Origin of the sequence: Lysobacter antibioticus (assembly GCF_001442535.1) — a bacterium.
Lineage (GTDB): Bacteria > Pseudomonadota > Gammaproteobacteria > Xanthomonadales > Xanthomonadaceae > Lysobacter > Lysobacter antibioticus.
The window spans coordinates 5601687-5618076 of sequence record NZ_CP013141.1 but is presented as its reverse complement, the minus strand read 5'-3'; the positions used below and the strand labels follow the sequence as shown (position 1 = coordinate 5618076).

Below are 16390 nucleotides of genomic sequence, written 5' to 3'. Positions count from 1 at the left end.
GATTCTTCACCTTGATCGGACCCGAAAACCCGTGAGGCACGGTGAATTTGCCGGGAATGACATCGTAGCCGTTCGCACTATTTATCTCGCCCGCCAAGGGCAGCGCGACCAGGGTACGGCTGGATCCGGTATTGAGGATGGCCGACGGCCGCGTCCCTGGCGGTACCGAGGCATCGTATTGCATTTGGTCATAGAGGTTGACGACATACAACCCGGTGTCTTTGCTGTCTGGCGTGGTCAGGCTGTCCACCTGTTCGAAGGTGGTGTAGACGAACGCCGGGTAGTTCTCCATCTTGCGCAGGATGTGCAGGCCGACCAGACCGAAGGTGGCCACCTTAGCCTGGGTCTTGCCATTCTCCTCCTTGTAGTACACAGCCTCGGCCGTGTGATAGCGGCCGGACCCGATCAAGGCGGGAGTCATTTCCCGCCATGCCGACTTGACCTCCACGGATTCTCCCGGGTTCGTCCCGTTGGGAGGCAATTCCAGTGAAGCTGGGGGCTTCTCGGCGTTGTAGATCGATTTTATATAATCATATTCAACAGGGTTCACCCTGGCCTGGAACAATATGATGTGGTCGTCCTGGGGATTGGCCGACGGCGTGTTGCCGTTCTTCGGGAAGAAGATCTGGTTTTGGCCGATCTGGGTATTTTCGTCGAGATTGTTGAATCGGGCGTCGGTTGCCGCGACCTTGACGTTTTGGAAGGCGTACTCAGGATCCAAGGCAGCCAGGTTCCCTCTGGGGGCCGATCCCGCCGGGAACAGCTCGGACCGGTGAGCGAAGGTTTCCCAGACCAGCTGATTGCTGCTGAAATTGGAACCGGCGGTCATGCCGCTCTGGTGGAAGTCGCTGGCGCCGGATGCAGCGAAGTTGCGGGTCGGATCGATGCTCCCCCGCACGACCGGAGACTTGCCGGCGGCATCGACGCCATTTTTCTGCGCCGGGGAATTAAAGTGGATGAACTGCCGCCAGGCAAAGCGGGCGTATTCCTTGTGGGTGATGTTGGGGTTGTTGGGGTCGTAGTTGTACGCCGGCGGGGCGGCGGGCAGAGGCGCCGGGGTCGCGATCAGGTCAGCCGGCATGATTTCTGCACCGCCCGGAAACGTTGTTTGTTGATCCTTCGAGGTCGATGAAGCGGCGACAGTGGGTTCGGTTTTCGTACATGATGTGGACATCGCCAGCGCACCGGCGAGTGCACCGAACATAATGATTCCGGTCTTCATTGCTGCACTCCGTCATTGTTGCGCTCCGTGGTGAATCCGGACGATCCATCGCGGCAGCCATGGGAATTCATGAGTGATCACGCCGCCCCATCTGAGTCGGGAGCGGGAGCGGGAACGAAGGCCGGTCAGCCCGCGAGCGCATACCACTGGATCACGAAGCTGGTATCGTTGAAATCATTATCGGTACCGTCTTCGGTCGCGTATAAGGTGCCCCCGCCGAGTATTTTGTTGTCGCCGAGGAACTCGATTGGATTGCCCGCCGAGACCTGCGGGATGTAAGGCCCGCTGCTGCCAAACTGGACCTGCATTCCGGATGCCATGGTGAACCTGCCGGCTCCGTTCTGGAGGAAGTCGACCTCGACGCCGCTTCCCGAGTATCGGGAAGGTCTCCTGAGTGCCATCCAGGCGATAGAAACTGATGGGCTTGCCGCCGGAGTCGATGATCTGGACGTATTGCGTATATGAGGCCTGATGCATCGCCGTAAACGTCACGAGCTTGCCGGGGGGGATGTACTCCAGGGACTGAGCGTTCGACCATTGGATCGTTGGCATAATGAAATCTCCTTATCTTGATTGGCTTCCAGGACTGGGTGAGGCGCCGCTGCCGCCTTCATCGGCTGGGGAACATCGTTCCAAACTCCCATCCCGGCCCAGCTCGACTCTCGTCGAAACACGCAGGCCTGAATCAGAAACTGGTGCTACGCGCGGCGACTTTCCTTGCTCAACGGCACAGAGCGATAAGCGACGAAGCAGTCTTGTGATTCATGGATAGCCTTCTGTGATTCAACGGCAGCGCCGTCGTCTTAGGTTCAAGCATCTGCGTCTTAGCGCATCGCCAGCTACTACGCTGTTAGGCGGGAGCTGCGGCCAATTTCTTTGATCGATTCTTGATTCAGCTCACAAAATTTTGCTTCTATTTCGCGTCAATGCGACTTCGTTCGCAAAAGCAATGGGAGAAGTGATCAAACGCTGGACGGCCCGTCGCAAGTCGGCGCTGGTGCTGGAGATCATCCACGGCGAGACGACGGTGGCGCAGGCCAGCCGGCAGTTCGACCTAAGGCCAGCGAAGATCGAGGGCTGGGTCGCTCAGTCGCTTTCATTACCTCGGCGCTTCGCTTGTAGTGGTAATTCAGCAACGGCGACACTCACCGCTTCTAACAATAGAGCACGCCCGACGCCGTCGCGTGCCCGCACAGATACTCCATGAAGCACGGTGGCGTAGAAATCTCCAAGTGCCTGGACATCGATTCGTTCAAGCAATTCGCCTCGGTCGCTAGCAAGCCGAATTCGCTCGGCACTCGATTGAGTACGTTGCAGGCGATGCTGCGCCAGCCAGTCCTGAACAGCTATGCGCTCCGGCGCCGCACTCGCCGCGGCCGACACCACCAGGCAGCCAGATGGGCGTCCACGCCTGGTGTATGTCGAAATGAAGGCTGCCCAAAAGACTCGGATAAGGATCCGCACCACAACCAAGTGCCCGGAAACTCTCTAAGTTTTCGGTTGTCTATTTTCTGGATGCGTAAGGACCTACTGAGATGGACTATGCGGCCTAACGTCCGAATTGAGCCGAGTTGCGAAGCGGCTTCTGCTTGGAAATTTAGAGCCTAGGCTTAGGCGAAGCGGAGAAATGCGTCTCCAATCTCCCTGGCGCGCTTCATGGAAAGTCCCTGGCCACTCATGGTTACGTTCGTCCCGGGCGTATCGACTAATGGGCGAGCGCCAACGACGCGACGTTGATATCGATCGCGCCAGGAAAGCCCGCGCACAATGCGTACATCGAAAGCTTCAACGGAAAGTTCCAGGACGAGCGCCCGAATGAAAAACAGTTCGTATCGTTGGATCATGCCGAAGCCGCGATTGGGTCTGGCGCCGTGATTGCAACAAGGTAGGGCCACACCAACTTTTGGCAAACAGACATCCGCTCAGCTCGCTGCGGCGCTCGGCGAGCACGGCGTCCTTCAACGGCGATGAGTCTCGCGCCGGCGGGCCTTCGCAGCGCAGGGGCGGTCAGTCGACTTTAGACACGTGCCGAGCTACGCAGGCGGCATCAATCCCGAATATCCATTGACGTCATCAATATGCGCCATTGAAAAAATCAATTTCGCCGAGAGGCACTGGCGAGGCAGTATCGCCCAAGAACCCCACTACAGCGGCCGTGACAAACTTCCTGATTTGTCGCCCTATCCGTCCACGCCAACGGCAGGATTGGTGCGCCACATCATCTTCTAAAGCGCCGAGTTCGAAGTCGTCGGATCACTCAAACGAGAAAAGGATGTGCGATGTTGAGAATAGTTCAGTCTCGGACTAAGCAAATAGTCGCTGCTACGTTGATAGCTCTGGTTACCGCCAGCTGTAGTAACGGATCGTCTTCAATGAATCATTCGACGATGCCGCCAAAGCGAGAGGCCAAATCGACAGAGCTCGCGATCGAAGCCAAAAATCTGGATGAGCTGTACGTTGACGCGCAAAAGGAAGGCGGCGAGCTCACGGTCTACGCCGGCGGCGATTTTCAGGGGATGTACTCGCCGCTTGAGTCCGCATGGAAACAGCGCTTCCCCAAGGTCAAGCTCAACGTAGTGGTTGACTACAGCAAATTCCACGACGTCCGTTTGGATAATCAACTCGCCACCGGCACCCTGGTTCCCGACGTCGTTTCGTTCCAGACCCTGCACGACTTTCCTCGTTGGAAGTCTCAAGGAAAGCTCCTCGCCTACAAGCCTAAGGGCTGGGACAAGGTCCACGACAAGTTCAAGGACCCGGACGGCGCTTGGACTGCGATCGCGGCTTTCGCATTCAGCTATCGCATCGATACGGCAAAGGTGCGGGAAGGAGAGATAACATCTATCCAGGACTTAGCCGATCCGAAATGGAGGAATAAGCTTGCATCATCCTATCCGAGCGATGATGACGCAATGCTATTTCTTTACAAGAAGTATGTTGACAAGTACGGCTGGGAATGGCTCGCGAAGCTGGCAGACCAGAACATTTCGCTCGGGCGTGGAAGCAATTACGGCGGCGATCAAGTCTCTCTCGGCGAAAAGCCTATAGCTGTCGGCGCATGGCGTTTAGGGGGGCGAGTAACGCCCACTATCGATACAGAGCAATGGATCTTGCCGACGAACGATCCGTTCATGGCCTGGGGGCAGCGTGCGGCCATCTTGGCAAAGGCCAAGCATCCCGCGGCGGCCAAGCTATATCTGAACTGGTTGCTCAGCAAGGAAGTTCAAGAAGCCGGCAATGCGTTCAGCTGGCCCGTACGTGTGGATGCTCAGACGGCACCCGGCATCAAGCCGATCTGGGAGTACGACAATGCGAACATCGACGAGTTCGTGGCATTCATGCAAGACCGCGGGGAAGTGGAGCGTTGGCGGCAGACGATGTCGCTGTACTTTGGCGAGACCCAGGGCCCGCCAAGCCCAACCTTCCTCGGCTTGCATCCTGGCCTCCAACGTAACTGACGTCAGCGATGAGCGCGGTCGGGACTAGCCATTCCGATCTCGGCCGACTCGTTGTGATTCCGAGATGTTCAGGGTCCTCCGTTATGCAACGGAAGGTGTCACTGCGGCGCGCCCTGAATCGGGTGGACCACCAAAGCGAAGTTTCAATTCGATTGGTGGTCGCTCGGTTATGGACGAAGTCCTACTCCATACGATCTGCATAGAGACCCGTCATGGCAAACGAATCCAACCGCAAGAACGAGTTCTCTTGGGCAAGAAGTCACTGGTACCTTGCTCCAATTGTGCGCTGGATCGGCTTGTTGCTGCTGTGTGTGCCCTTCCTGAAAGGCGGACTGCAGAAGGCTCTAGACTTTCAGGGGGCCGTGGCGGAAATGGAGCATTTCCAGCTATGGCCGGCCACCGGCCTGGCGATTGCCGTGATCGCGCTGAATCTTGGTGCTGTCACGTTGCTCCTACTAGGTTACTTGCGGTGGCTCGGTGCGCTGGCCCTGGGCGCCTTCACTCTCGCTGCGACTCTCGTGGCTTTGCGCTATTGGGAGTTGGCTCCCGGGCCAATGCGCCACATCGCGGCCAATTCATTCTTCGAGCACTTCGGCCTGATCGGCGCCTTCATTCTGGTTGCTTGGCAAGACCAGCGGGAGCGCACCCAGATGCAGCGACAACCTGTCAATCAATCCAGGTAGGCGCTGCACTGGGCTGGTGAAGAATACGCGCCTGGGCGCTCGAGGCTGCTCTTTATGTGAGCGAAGGGGCGAGTTTCTTGCTGCTTGCAGCAGAATGCGAAGGCATGGCGGCAGTGGCTGCGCACTTCCACTGTACAGCCGCAGGTTGGACAATCCAACGGCAGGCCGGCCGAGCCGATTCCGGCTCCGACGTCGGTCCAGTCGATGCCGGCAGCGGCGCTCATTGGCTTACGGCCCGGCTCGCTTCGATTCGATCCTGCGCGTCGCGCTCCAGAAGCGGACGTCGAAGCTCAGGCAGGCCTTCTTGCCACCGGGAAGTCGCGATGCGCCAGAATCTTTGCCACGGGACGCGGCTGCGAAGCGCGCCGAGCTGCATCTCAGGCGTGCCGAACTGATATTGCTTGAGCGTGCCAGCCGGCTTGCTGCACCTGCCGACGCAGCCCGATCAAGCAGATCGCGATCTTGTCGCGAGTGCACCCTTCGAAGCAGGGACCGGGCTCGTAGCCATATGCTACGAAAAACCGGCTCGCAGCTGCCTCTCTATCTCTAAAAGCTCCACCCTCATATTGAGCTTGTCGCGACGAAAGCCAGGCAATGCTTGTAAGCGCTTGAGTTCGTCCCAAGCCTCGTAATCATCAAACGGATTAACACAAGTAAGATTGATAAGCGCATCTGCCTCAGAGCGCTTGGACCGGTCACTCATGACAACTGCCAATCGGTCGATAGCCGAGCCCAAGTCCCACCCGGACACAAATAGCAATAATGTCGCGAACGCAAGCAGTGTGGGCTCGCGCGATGATTTCTTCGCCCCTGGCGCACGGTTGATTGGCGAACAATTGATCGATATGAATGTCGCTAAACGCATCGCCTTTTCATACTCAAGCCGAATTGACGCGCGATCCAGCACATACTGGCCGTGATAAGTACCCGCCAAGCTCTCGACCCGCCCGGCTGACGCATGCAACCACAACCGTTCGCGGTCGAGAATTTCAAGCAGCTCTCGATACTGACTTCTGTACACGACCGTGGCTGCCGTGCGCCAATCAAAGCCAGGAATTTTGACTATTCTCTTAGTCAGTACGACTTCGTACGGCAGCGCGTCGTAGTCCACTTCTAAGGATCCGTGCAACCCTTGAATCCATCTCGGCAAGCGCGGATCCAGCGTCACAAGAAATTTCGACTCCTTCCTTATATCGAAAAGCCACGCGCGTAAACCTCGGGCGGCCCGATCATCGATAATATCCAAGCTTATCGCCCTGGCGACAAGCTCTCGAACTCCTCTATCGATCATGGTTCTATCGGTATCAAACCGCACCATGTTCGCAGGCAGCTTTCCAGCCTTGCTCCCTTTGAAATCGCAGTCTGAAGAATGAGGCGAAGGAAAGTCCTTATCGGAAAAGTGAAAGCACCACCGACGCTTCGATATCCCGGAAAACGCGGCAGGCAATTTGGCAACTTCAGCGCCAGTCACAAAGCAGGATGGGCATTCGATATCCCGGCGAATATGTTCGCGCCACCTTCTGGGAATTTCATCGGTTTCGGCCGAAAACTCAATGTGTTCGCGACTCGCGAGAATAGACAGCAGTTGCTCTACGCCCACCTCGCGCCCAATTGAACGAGAAAATCCTGTCAGCAGCATGCGCACCCCCCTTGGTTGAGCGTGTCATATCTACTCTACTGATGGGCTACAGGCAGCCCCAATTCCTTGAGACGTGAACGGCGATGTGTTTTATACGTTATTCTCTTTGCGCTTAGAGCATTCGCTCTATGAAAACCAGTCCCACCCAGCCATAGAACCCAACTCGCCGGGCGAGTGACGGTTCGCCAAGCGGCTTTAATACCCGCCCGGAACCGCCAAGCCAATAGTCACGTTGATGAATCGGTGAGAATTGATGCGCCAGCCCGCGATTGATGTGACCATTTAGCTGCGACAACTGTGAGTACGCATTGCAACCCTGAAAATATGACCATTACCCGTCGCTAGTACGCTTGCATAAATACCTCGGGCGTTAATACTCCGACCTCCATCCGGCACGATGAGGAAACGGAAATGAAGCGTTCCGCGAAAAATTTCGCAACACTGCTTTTCCTATGCAGCACGGGCGCACAGGCTGAAACGACGTTAGGACGACTCGAGCTGAGATGGGGGGATCCTGCCGTATCCAATAGCCCTCAAGTAGCGGAACATCGGCTGCTCGTTACATTGGTGACCGATCAGGGGCTGCGAGTCGCGATAGATCCCAACAGCGCCTTAGCCGGAGCCGAGGATCTGTACTCGTTAGCCGGCAAGCGCGTCGCTATCGAATTTTCCGCTTCGCCCCCGAAAACGAATGGACTTCGAATGGCAGGCGCCATCGTCCCCTTGAATTCGGCCATAGACGAGAAGATTTCGGGAACGACAACCTGGGTAACGCTCATGTGCAAATTCCAGGACAACAGCAACGAACCGAAGAGCCTCGCTTTCTTTCAGTCTCAGTACGGCACGGCCCCCGGCCAGCTCGACCACTACTGGCGTCAAGTTTCGTATAACAAGATCGACTTGATCGGGAGCAAAGCTTACGGATGGCTATATCTGCCGCGGCCACGTTCCGCCTACATCAGAGCCAATGGCTCCGCCAATCTTGACCAACTCTTCTACGACTGCACGAATGCTGCGAATTCGGCCGTGAATTTCGCCGCTAACGGTGGAGTCCAGGGCATCAACATGATGTTCAACAGCGATCTCGACGGGTATGCCTGGGGAGGCGGCAAATGCGCGACGCTGGACGGAATCTACAAGTGTTGGAGCACGACCTGGAATCCGCCTTGGTCGTTTAACAATCTTGCACCGCTGGCCCATGAGATGGGACACGGATACGGCTTACCCCACGCGAACAATTCCGACGGCGACAGAGATCCATACGACAATCCCTGGGACGTCATGAGCGACCCCTGGAACAACGCCGTGAGCGACTCGACCTATGGCCGGCGCCCTAAACACCTGAGCACATACAGCCGCGCAAGACTGGCTTGGGTCGACTCGGCACGACGGATTACGCTTGCCGCCGGCAGCTACAGGCTGAACATAGGGCTGGACCGCGCCAGCCTTTCGGGATCCGGCAATACCCAGATGATCCTCGTGACCCTGCCCGGCCAACCTTCATCGCGCTATTACACCATCGAGGCGCGCAAACGAGGTGGAGAGTACGAAAGCAATTTGGCAGGCGACGCGGTCATTATCCACCGAGTCGACACTCAGGCTTCGACACCGGCTTTCAGTGTCGATGCAGACATCCCGCCGGCCAATCGCTCGAACAACGAAGGCTCGATGTTCAAACCTGGCGAAATATGGACCGCGCCTGACGGTGCTTTCCGCGTGCATGTGCAGGCCGCAACGCCAGAGGGCTTTTTGGTTTCGGTCTGCGGCCCAAAGCCAACCGGCAGCGACCCGTGTTTCGCTTCGCGCATCACGCGCATGAAGTAGGCCGCACGACTCTCAATCGCTTGCATTATTTTCTGGGCCCATAGATACAACCCCACCCACGTATCGAAGGATGCACGCCCCGGCTTGATCGATTAGCCTTCTTTGGCGCCTTCGCCGATTAGCGCCCCGATCGTACGAATCGGGTGCCTTAGTCGTCTCAGGCGCCACTCTCTTTACATTGCTATCGATTGGCGAGCTACGCGTAACAGATCGGCGATATGGTTCCCGCTATCGGCCGGCTCGCAGTTTCGACTTGTCCTGAAGGCAGCCGACCACGAGACGATCCCCACGAGCGAGCTCTACGACGCGAAGGACAACGCTGAGGATGGCATCGAATCGGTAAAGAAGAATTCCGCGCTCGATGAACGCACGGACTCAGCCCCCGCCGATGATGTTCGCGTCAAGGGTCGCTCCACCGACGGCACCACGCCGGGCTGGGAGGCGTGTGATTTCTGAGCCGCGCGCCGCCGCCTCACTGAGGCGGGCCGACCCAGGCCAGCGGATCGAGCATCAGCCAGAAGCCTTCGGCGCCTTTTTCCGCCAGCACCATCTGCGCGCCGAGGTCGCTGGCGCGTTCGCGGAACTCCAGCTCCAGCCCAGTCCAGGCTTCGACTTCGTCGTCGCCGTCGTCGTAGATCTGGCGCACCAGCAAATGCCCCGGCGCCTGCATCCGCCATTCGAACGGCAGCGCTTCCTGGCCGAACGCCGGCGACCAGCTGTGCAGCACGCCGCGGCCGCCGTCGTGGAATTCGATGCGGTCGCCGGTCAGGCCGGCGGCGGTGCCCAGGGCCGATTGCCAGCGCCCGACCGGGCCGCGCAGCAGGATGTGCGATCGATGTTCTGCGTTCATGCCCTGCATTTTGCCGGAATAGGATCGGTATCGGATCGGGGTCGGGCCGCGCCGTCAGCCGCCGACCTCGATCGGTTTGCCTTCCACCACCAGCTCGTAGATGGTCTTGGTGATTTCCGAGCCGGCCATGTAGCCGAACGCGCCGGTCGCGAGCGTGCCGACGCCGTACGCAGCCCAGCCCCACGGGCCGGTGGTGTTGACCGGCGCGGCGACGGTAGCGAACGCGCCGCCGGCGGCGGCCGCGCCGGCCCAGCCGCCGGCCACTTCGACCACGGTCTTGACCTTGTCCTCGGCGGTGTAGATCCGGTACGCGTCGGCGGCCACGCCGACCACGATCAGCACCCGACCGCCGACCCGGAACGCGCCCTCGACCTTGCCGGCCCAGCCCTCGCGTGCGGCCAGATCGTTGGCCGACTTGAGCACCTCCGGGTCGGCCTTCACGCCGTGGTTCTTGATCACGTCGAGCAGGCCTTGCGCGCCGCCCTGGACGCGTACGTTCTCGGGGCGGCTGGTCAGGGTGAACTCGCCGTTGGCCGAGCGCGAGAACATGCTGTCTTGCAGGCTGACCTTGCCGACGCCGCTTTCGGACTTGGCCACGGCTTCGCCGACCTCGGTCCACATCTGCCGCTCGGCCATCTTGCTGGCGCTACGTTCGATGGTGTTCTGGTTGCGCTTGGACAGCGGCTCGTCGGGGCCCTTGCCGGCCTTCTCGCGCACCTGCTGCTCCACCGCTTCGGCAGCGGCGGCGTACTTGCGGTCGTAGATCTCCAGCAGTTCGCGCTCGCCGAATTGCAGCGGCGGCTTGCCGCTGGTGTTGGCGACTTCCACCGGCACCACCACGCTCTTGTCGTTGCCGACGCCGACGTGCGGATTGCCTTCGGTGACGAACCACGACACCGGGCCGACTTTGCCGAGATCGGGACGGAACGGCGGCTTGCCTTCGGAGATGTTGCGCAGCATTTCGGCGGCGATTTCCGGAGTGACCGCGCCGTTGCCGGGCGCGCCGGCGCGGCTGCCGTCGGGCATGAACGGAATGCCGGCGGCGGCGCCGGTCGGCGCGCTCGGATCCAGGCCGGAGCGGTCCTGCGCGGCCAGCAGCTTGAGCAGGCCCGACTGCGCCGAGGTCGGCGCCAGTTCGATTTTGCCGTCGCGTGCGGCCGACAAGTCGATGGCCGGGCCCTGCTTTTGCGGATCGCCCGACGGCGCGTGCAGCGTGCCGTCGTCCAGCGCCGGCGCGCGGCGCGCGAACTCGGCGACGGCCTGCGGCGACAGCCCGGCGTCGGCGGCCATCTGCCGGTAGCCCTTGTCGAGCACGCTGCGCTCGCTGTCGCCCGGGGCGACGTCGACGGCGACGCCGTGCTGGGTGCCGATCGGCTTGGCCTGATCCAGGCGCTGCACGGTCTGCACTGCATTAGTCAGGGCGATCTGATCCATCGGCAACAGGCGCGAGCCGATCGCGTCCTGCAACTGCTGGCCCTGATCGGGATGCTGGCGCGCATAGTCGGCGACCGCGTAGGCCATGCCTTCCACATCGGTACGACCGCAGTACTGGTGGGTCGAGACGATGCGGTCGGCTTCGGCCAGCACCGCAGCGTCGTAGCTGGAACCGGTGGTGGGCAGCGGAAAGATCGGCGGAGGCGCGACGGGACGGGTGGGGTCGGTCATGGACGGACGCGGGCGCGAGTGGGGTTTGCCGGAAACCTTAATAGGGGATTGGGCGCCCGCAAGCTAGGAACGACCCTAGCGCCGCGGCGACGCCTGCGCGGCTGCGGCTTCGAGCCCAGCCGCTGCCGCGATACGGCGCTTTTCGCTGTGACCACGATCACGCCGATGCGTCGCAAATAATCTTGCGCCGTGCTTACGCGGCCGGCGAGCAATGTCGTGTCTCGGCTTGGCCTAACGGCGGCAAATCGCCCTCAACGACAAAATCGCTCAGTTAATTCGGGCACGGAACCACTCTTCGACCTCGGACTCGATCCAGCCCACGCAGTTGGCACTCACCTTGATGGGCCGCGGGAAACTGGGGTCGTATCGCGGGGAACGCTCGTTCAAGAATTCGTAGATCATCGACCTGCACACGCCGACCCGGTCGGGCATGAAGCGCATGCGGATCACACGGAGGTGGTTCATATCGTCATTTCCCGCTGTGTTCGAGGATGGCCCCACGATGCGGGCGATCGAACAACGGGAAAAGGACGTGTAGGCCTTGGCGGGAATTCCCGCGCCACGCGCGTGTAGATCCGGGCGGGCGTCGGACGCCCATGGACTCGCAGCCCCGGGCCATCTTGGTTCCTCCCCCCAACTTAGTTCCATCGTGTTGCGAGATGGTTCCTCCGACCGCATCGGCGCCCCCTCAAGCGGAAGAAGGAGTACCGACAGCCTGGATCGCTTTGGACTACGCGGGATCGCTATGGACGCTGCAGGAGAACTGGGGGATCAGCGGTCGATGCCCAGATCCCGATAGAACGCCAGGACTACAGGATCTGTCCGCACGTCGCGCATTGCGATGGGACGGACTAGGCTGATGCCATCCAGCGTGCGCGAGCGTGAGAGGGCTACGTAGGTCTGCCCCTCGGCGAATGCGCCGCCCCCGAGGTCCAGGGTCAGATTGTCCAAGGTCAGGCCCTGCGACTTGTGGATGGTGATCGCCCAACCCAGGGCAAGGGGAAACTGCCTAAAATCCCCGACAATTTCGGCTTCGACGCGGCGGGTCTGATAGTCGTAGGCATACTTGTATTTGTGCCAGGTCTCGCGTCCGACAGCGACTACATTGTCCGACTGGTCCTTCCGAACGTGGATCAGGTCGTCATCGAGCTCCACCACGGTGCCGATGTCGCCGTTGATCCAATGGGGCTTGCGGTTCTTTAGAAAGATCGTCTTAGCTCCTACCTTGAGCTCAAGGCGGTCCGACACCGGCAGCTTCCAGCGGTTGATGGGAACGTTGCCTCTGATTTCCGCCTCATATAAGCGAACCGGCTCGGGCAGCGTGTTCAACTCGCGCATGTTGAGCGTTCGTGCGGCCTGGTTTGTCGGTACCAGGTACACGCCAGCAGGCGAGCCGGAGGGCTTGTCTCGATAGCAGTGTCTGTTGAACTGAGCCACCGCTTCTCGGCAATCGTCATTCAGACGGATCCGGTTCAGCGCGTCGATGAAGGTTTCGTCGGCCTGGCGGCGGACCTTGGTCAGCACGACAGGAATGATCTTTTGTTCCTTGAAGATGTCAGCCGAGAAGAAGTAGGGCGTCGGGTAGCGGTGACTGAAGTACACCGACTCTTCAGGTGTACTGACCACTGGGGGCAGCTGTAGCAGATCGCCGACAAAAATCACGGGGACGCCACCAAATGGCAGGCTATTCCCGCGCGCGCTACGCAGAATATTGCTCATGGTGTCGACCAGATTCGGCAACACCATTGAGACTTCGTCCACGACCAGGCATTTGATGTTCTCCAGCACGAGCCGAACCTTGGTAGTCGTAGAGTGTTTTTCGGCGGGGTCGATCAATCGCGGCGGCAGGCCAAAGAAGGAGTGAATGGTGTCGCCTTGGACGTTGGCCGCAGCCACGGCTGTTGGGGCAAGCACAGCGCACGAGTCCAGCTGACTGCGCAGCCAATGGATCAGGGTAGATTTGCCGGTGCCTGCCTTGCCTGTCACGAAGATGGCAGGGCAACCGGCCTTCACCGCTTCAAGGATGAATCGGTACTCGGGCAGTACCTCCACCTCGAACAGCGCATCCGGCTCCGAAGTGAACTTGTCTCGTCGGCCTGGGGGTGATGGCGAGGCAACAGAGAGAGGGCGCGATATGTCCCTTGGTCGCACAGACTTTCCGCCCTCTCCGAGGAGCGTGTCGGCCAATTTGGTGATGGTGTCCCAAATCCCCATACCTACAGTCCCGCCCCTAACGGAGCAGTGCTCTCAACAAGCCTAATCCGACCATGGTCAAGAGCAGCCATGCCCACCCTGGCATGCTACGCGACCCAGTCATACGGGGACCTTCCGACGAGCGAGAAACCCATGCTTTTGGCAGGATCGGCGCCTCCTGTCGCGGGGGCGGTGGGGGCCAACGGGTAATGGCGGGAGTGATTGTCGTCGCTGGCAGCCACGGTCCCACCCTGCGCTCAACCTCCCGATTGACCTCGCGACAACGTACGTCCAATTGGTCGAAGTCGCGTTGGTCCTGAAAGATACGAATGACAATGCCTTGGCCGGGTGGGTAGAAGCACACGAAATCCAGCCACTGACGCCGGCATACCCACAGCTGGCCCTGTACCTGCCAGCGGTAGCGCGAAGGCATCTGGCGCGTATCCATCACTTGGCGGAATGTCTTGATCTGCGGGCACTTGATCTCGATCAGGCCGTCATCGGCGACGAGGCCATCGGGTGAAATGCCGACGAAGTCGTGCTCCGGATGCACTACGAAGCCGGCCTCTGCAACATGACAACCGCGCGATCGCCCATACCATTGGCGGGCATTGTTCTCGTGGTCCATCCCCCACTGCATCGCGGCGTTCATGTACCCGCCGTCAAGGCTGCGTCCGGTTCGACGCTCTTGGACAAGTTCATCAATCAGACTGCGGTAGGTACTCGAGTGCTTGGAAGCCATGGCGCGGGCGAAGCGGGAACCGGTGATCCTGCCCGCGCGTGCCTTGTACCAGGCTTCGGAACGCTGCTTCATTTCTGACCCCTAGGCATGGACGCTAGTCGGTATCGGCCGATTCGTTCCATGCCGGCCCGTCCTGGTCTAGCACGAAATGCTGCCACACAGGATCCACACGTAGATTGACCAGAAGTTCGGACAGCGACGGGCGGACTCGGCCACCTTAAGCATGGCTGCCTCGCTCGGTGAGAACGGATCCGCGAGCCGGCTGATCAGGAGGGGGACCAACGCTTGGACAAAATGGCGCTCGCTGTAAGCATTCATCTTAGTCGCTCCCCTGTGCTGGTGAAACTAAATTTGTCGAACCATACCTTTCCTGGTTCGGATCGAATCACGACGCTGGTTCTCTTAGCGTAGGTCGCAAGTAGTCGACTTACGGCCTCCACGGAATATGGGCGGTTCCCGCCTGGCTCACGACCGCCGCGACCGATGCACTGCTATCCAGAGTGCCCATCATTACCAGTGCTGTGCCGCCGGCGGTCACTTCCACGCTGGGTTCGTGCAGCGAGCGAAAGCGGCTGCGCCGCGGCTTGAGCCGCAGCAGCGCAGTGCACAGCGCATGTGCATCCACAGTGGCATGCATGATCCCTCCCCGTTTCCCGATTTAGTTACCAGCGAGTGCAGACGCCACTACGGTAGGAGCTACGGCGACGTCGGCGGGGCGTGGCCAAACAAGCAATGCGGCCTTGCACAGGGTTTTGGAACGGACAGCTATTGCAGCTTCCTCCCATTCGGATATCCCCGCATGATGGAAATAGGTGTTCATTAGCAGGGCGCTTTGGCCGAGCCTGGAACGCTTGCCCAGCATTCGCCCACCGGCCGCATCCTCCGAATCGACGAACGGTCCATTGCTGACGGAGCTATTCAGCGGCTGGGTTAGCAGGGTCAGGTTTCCGAAGCTATGAACTGCAGCCTCCCTGAGCTGACGCTGGACGTCAGTCATGTCGGTCATCTGGTAGGTCGGAAGCTTTTCCCAGCTTTGCGGCATCACGTGCTCGACTGTTAGGTCAGCCTGTACCGGTACATGATTGCTCCCCTGCATAGTGCCGCGGGCGGCGTATTCCAGCGCGCGCAAGATGCCGCAGGTCTTGGCAGGCCGAAGTTCGATATAGGCCGCGCGATGCCGCCACTTGTCGCGGAACGTCGTGTCATCCGGCCACGCCTCGCTTGGCGCGGTGGCCTCCAGAAGCACCTTGCGCAGGGCCAAATGGGGCTCCGCGTCCGCGCTCGTCACGGCTTGAAGCACACGCATGAAGAAGCGGTTGTAGCTCTTGGTGGTCAACGCGCACACCGTACGCCGCGTTAAGTAGGACGCCAGATCGCCGAGCGCCTGCCTCAGTTCCGCGCTGTCGCTATCCAAGCGCTCGCGCAATACCAAGTACACCGGGGTAACCGTACCCACGTCCAGGGACTTAATCAGTCGCGCGAACTCGGCCAGATAACCCGTGCCTTCCGGTGATACCAGCTCCCTGAAGTGCTGGCTGGATGCAACGAGACGCGCCAGCTCCACTTCAAGCTCCCGGGGCTGCTTCTGCCACCATGTTTTGAATGCCTGGAACACATGGCTGGCCAGGGTGACCTCCTGGCTGCGCAGAACGGTGTAGTTGTAGAAGAACAGGTCGATGCGCGGATAGGTCAGGCGACCTTGGCGCTCCTTCTCTCGCCAATAGGCATTGGCCGAGACCCCTTTTCCGGTCGTGGCGACAAGATCGAACGGGCTCCAGTACTCCGCATAAAGCTGCTGCACAGGCCGTCCCTGGCGTGCTGCTTCAAGGAAGACGAAGTTGCGAACCAGGTCCGACGCCAACAGAGGTTCGCCGCGTGCGTTCAGCGTCTCGAAGATGACTTGCGGGTCGTCCTCCACCTCAAGCGTCAGGGTCATGATCTGGACGTGGTCGGACAAGGCCATGTACAGCGCTTGGGCACGGGCCGGATCCAGTTGACGGTTCGCCCCCAAGGGCGCCACGGCGTTGCTGCGACGGATGTCGGCGACGAGTGCATCTCCCAGCGTACCGTCCGTTGTAGGATCGACAGGGTCGGTGAGATCAAGGCCGCGCATT

At 59.9% G+C, this 16390-nt stretch carries 15 protein-coding genes; 5 read left to right on the top strand and 10 right to left on the bottom strand.

All coding sequences use genetic code 11. The features are described from left to right. Positions 1-1347 precede the first annotated feature (1347 nt). Entirely contained in the window at positions 1348-1542 is a 195-nt protein-coding gene (locus GLA29479_RS22695; RefSeq protein ID WP_144436700.1) for a hypothetical protein, read from the bottom strand. Between the two features lie 766 nt (positions 1543-2308). Further along, complete coding sequence (locus GLA29479_RS26210) at positions 2309-2686, bottom strand: TetR family transcriptional regulator C-terminal domain-containing protein (protein WP_425599993.1); 378 nt, start codon at positions 2684-2686, stop codon at positions 2309-2311. 269 nt (positions 2687-2955) lie between these two features. Here GLA29479_RS26210 and GLA29479_RS24070 point away from each other — a divergent pair, with 269 nt between their 5' ends. The 3 genes from GLA29479_RS24070 to GLA29479_RS22680 all read left to right on the top strand — a co-directional run bounded on the left by GLA29479_RS24070 (position 2956) and on the right by GLA29479_RS22680 (position 5363). Further along, positions 2956-3111 carry an integrase core domain-containing protein gene (locus GLA29479_RS24070; protein ID WP_082638927.1) on the top strand — a complete coding sequence of 52 codons (156 nt, stop codon included), beginning with the start codon at positions 2956-2958 and terminating at the stop codon, positions 3109-3111. A 483-nt stretch (positions 3112-3594) separates the two neighbouring features. Continuing rightward, entirely contained in the window at positions 3595-4680 is a 1086-nt protein-coding gene (locus GLA29479_RS22685) for an ABC transporter substrate-binding protein (RefSeq protein WP_211265015.1), read from the top strand. 212 nt (positions 4681-4892) lie between these two features. Beyond that, a complete protein-coding gene (locus tag GLA29479_RS22680; protein ID WP_057972938.1) occupies positions 4893-5363 on the top strand; it encodes a DoxX family protein in 471 nt (156 codons plus the stop codon). 511 nt (positions 5364-5874) lie between these two features. On the opposite strand, the gene GLA29479_RS22675 is transcribed toward GLA29479_RS22680, so the two are convergent. Next, a complete protein-coding gene (locus GLA29479_RS22675; protein ID WP_144436699.1) occupies positions 5875-7002 on the bottom strand; it encodes a hypothetical protein in 1128 nt (375 codons plus the stop codon). Positions 7003-7413: 411 nt separating this feature from the next. Here GLA29479_RS22675 and GLA29479_RS22670 point away from each other — a divergent pair, with 411 nt between their 5' ends. Both GLA29479_RS22670 and GLA29479_RS26205 read left to right on the top strand, forming a co-directional pair. Continuing rightward, positions 7414-8826, top strand: a complete 1413-nt coding sequence (locus GLA29479_RS22670; protein ID WP_144436698.1) for a metallopeptidase domain-containing protein — start codon at positions 7414-7416, stop codon at positions 8824-8826. Positions 8827-8928: 102 nt separating this feature from the next. Next, positions 8929-9282 carry a YegP family protein gene (locus GLA29479_RS26205; RefSeq protein WP_057916415.1) on the top strand — a complete coding sequence of 118 codons (354 nt, stop codon included), beginning with the start codon at positions 8929-8931 and terminating at the stop codon, positions 9280-9282. Between the two features lie 16 nt (positions 9283-9298). On the opposite strand, the gene GLA29479_RS22660 is transcribed toward GLA29479_RS26205, so the two are convergent. From GLA29479_RS22660 to GLA29479_RS22630, 7 genes are all read right to left on the bottom strand, one after another. Continuing rightward, on the bottom strand, positions 9299-9676 hold the full coding sequence (locus tag GLA29479_RS22660; protein ID WP_057916414.1) for a hypothetical protein: 378 nt from the start codon (positions 9674-9676) through the stop codon (positions 9299-9301). Positions 9677-9730: 54 nt separating this feature from the next. Continuing rightward, the gene (locus GLA29479_RS22655) at positions 9731-11341 is read right to left on the bottom strand and encodes a hypothetical protein (protein WP_057972935.1); all 1611 of its coding nucleotides are present in this window, start codon (positions 11339-11341) and stop codon (positions 9731-9733) included. A gap of 267 nt (positions 11342-11608) precedes the next feature. Then, on the bottom strand, positions 11609-11806 hold the full coding sequence (locus tag GLA29479_RS24995; protein ID WP_057972934.1) for a helix-turn-helix transcriptional regulator: 198 nt from the start codon (positions 11804-11806) through the stop codon (positions 11609-11611). A 306-nt stretch (positions 11807-12112) separates the two neighbouring features. After that, complete coding sequence (locus GLA29479_RS22645; RefSeq protein ID WP_082638925.1) at positions 12113-13555, bottom strand: ATP-dependent DNA helicase; 1443 nt, start codon at positions 13553-13555, stop codon at positions 12113-12115. A gap of 16 nt (positions 13556-13571) precedes the next feature. Next, on the bottom strand, positions 13572-14348 hold the full coding sequence (locus tag GLA29479_RS22640; RefSeq protein ID WP_057972932.1) for a lambda exonuclease family protein: 777 nt from the start codon (positions 14346-14348) through the stop codon (positions 13572-13574). Positions 14349-14703: 355 nt separating this feature from the next. Beyond that, positions 14704-14913 (bottom strand): hypothetical protein, encoded by a 210-nt coding sequence (locus tag GLA29479_RS24990; RefSeq protein WP_144436697.1) that lies wholly within the window; start codon positions 14911-14913, stop codon positions 14704-14706. A gap of 21 nt (positions 14914-14934) precedes the next feature. Then, positions 14935-16389 carry a DUF262 domain-containing protein gene (locus tag GLA29479_RS22630; protein WP_082638924.1) on the bottom strand — a complete coding sequence of 485 codons (1455 nt, stop codon included), beginning with the start codon at positions 16387-16389 and terminating at the stop codon, positions 14935-14937. Position 16390: the final 1 nt, after the last annotated feature.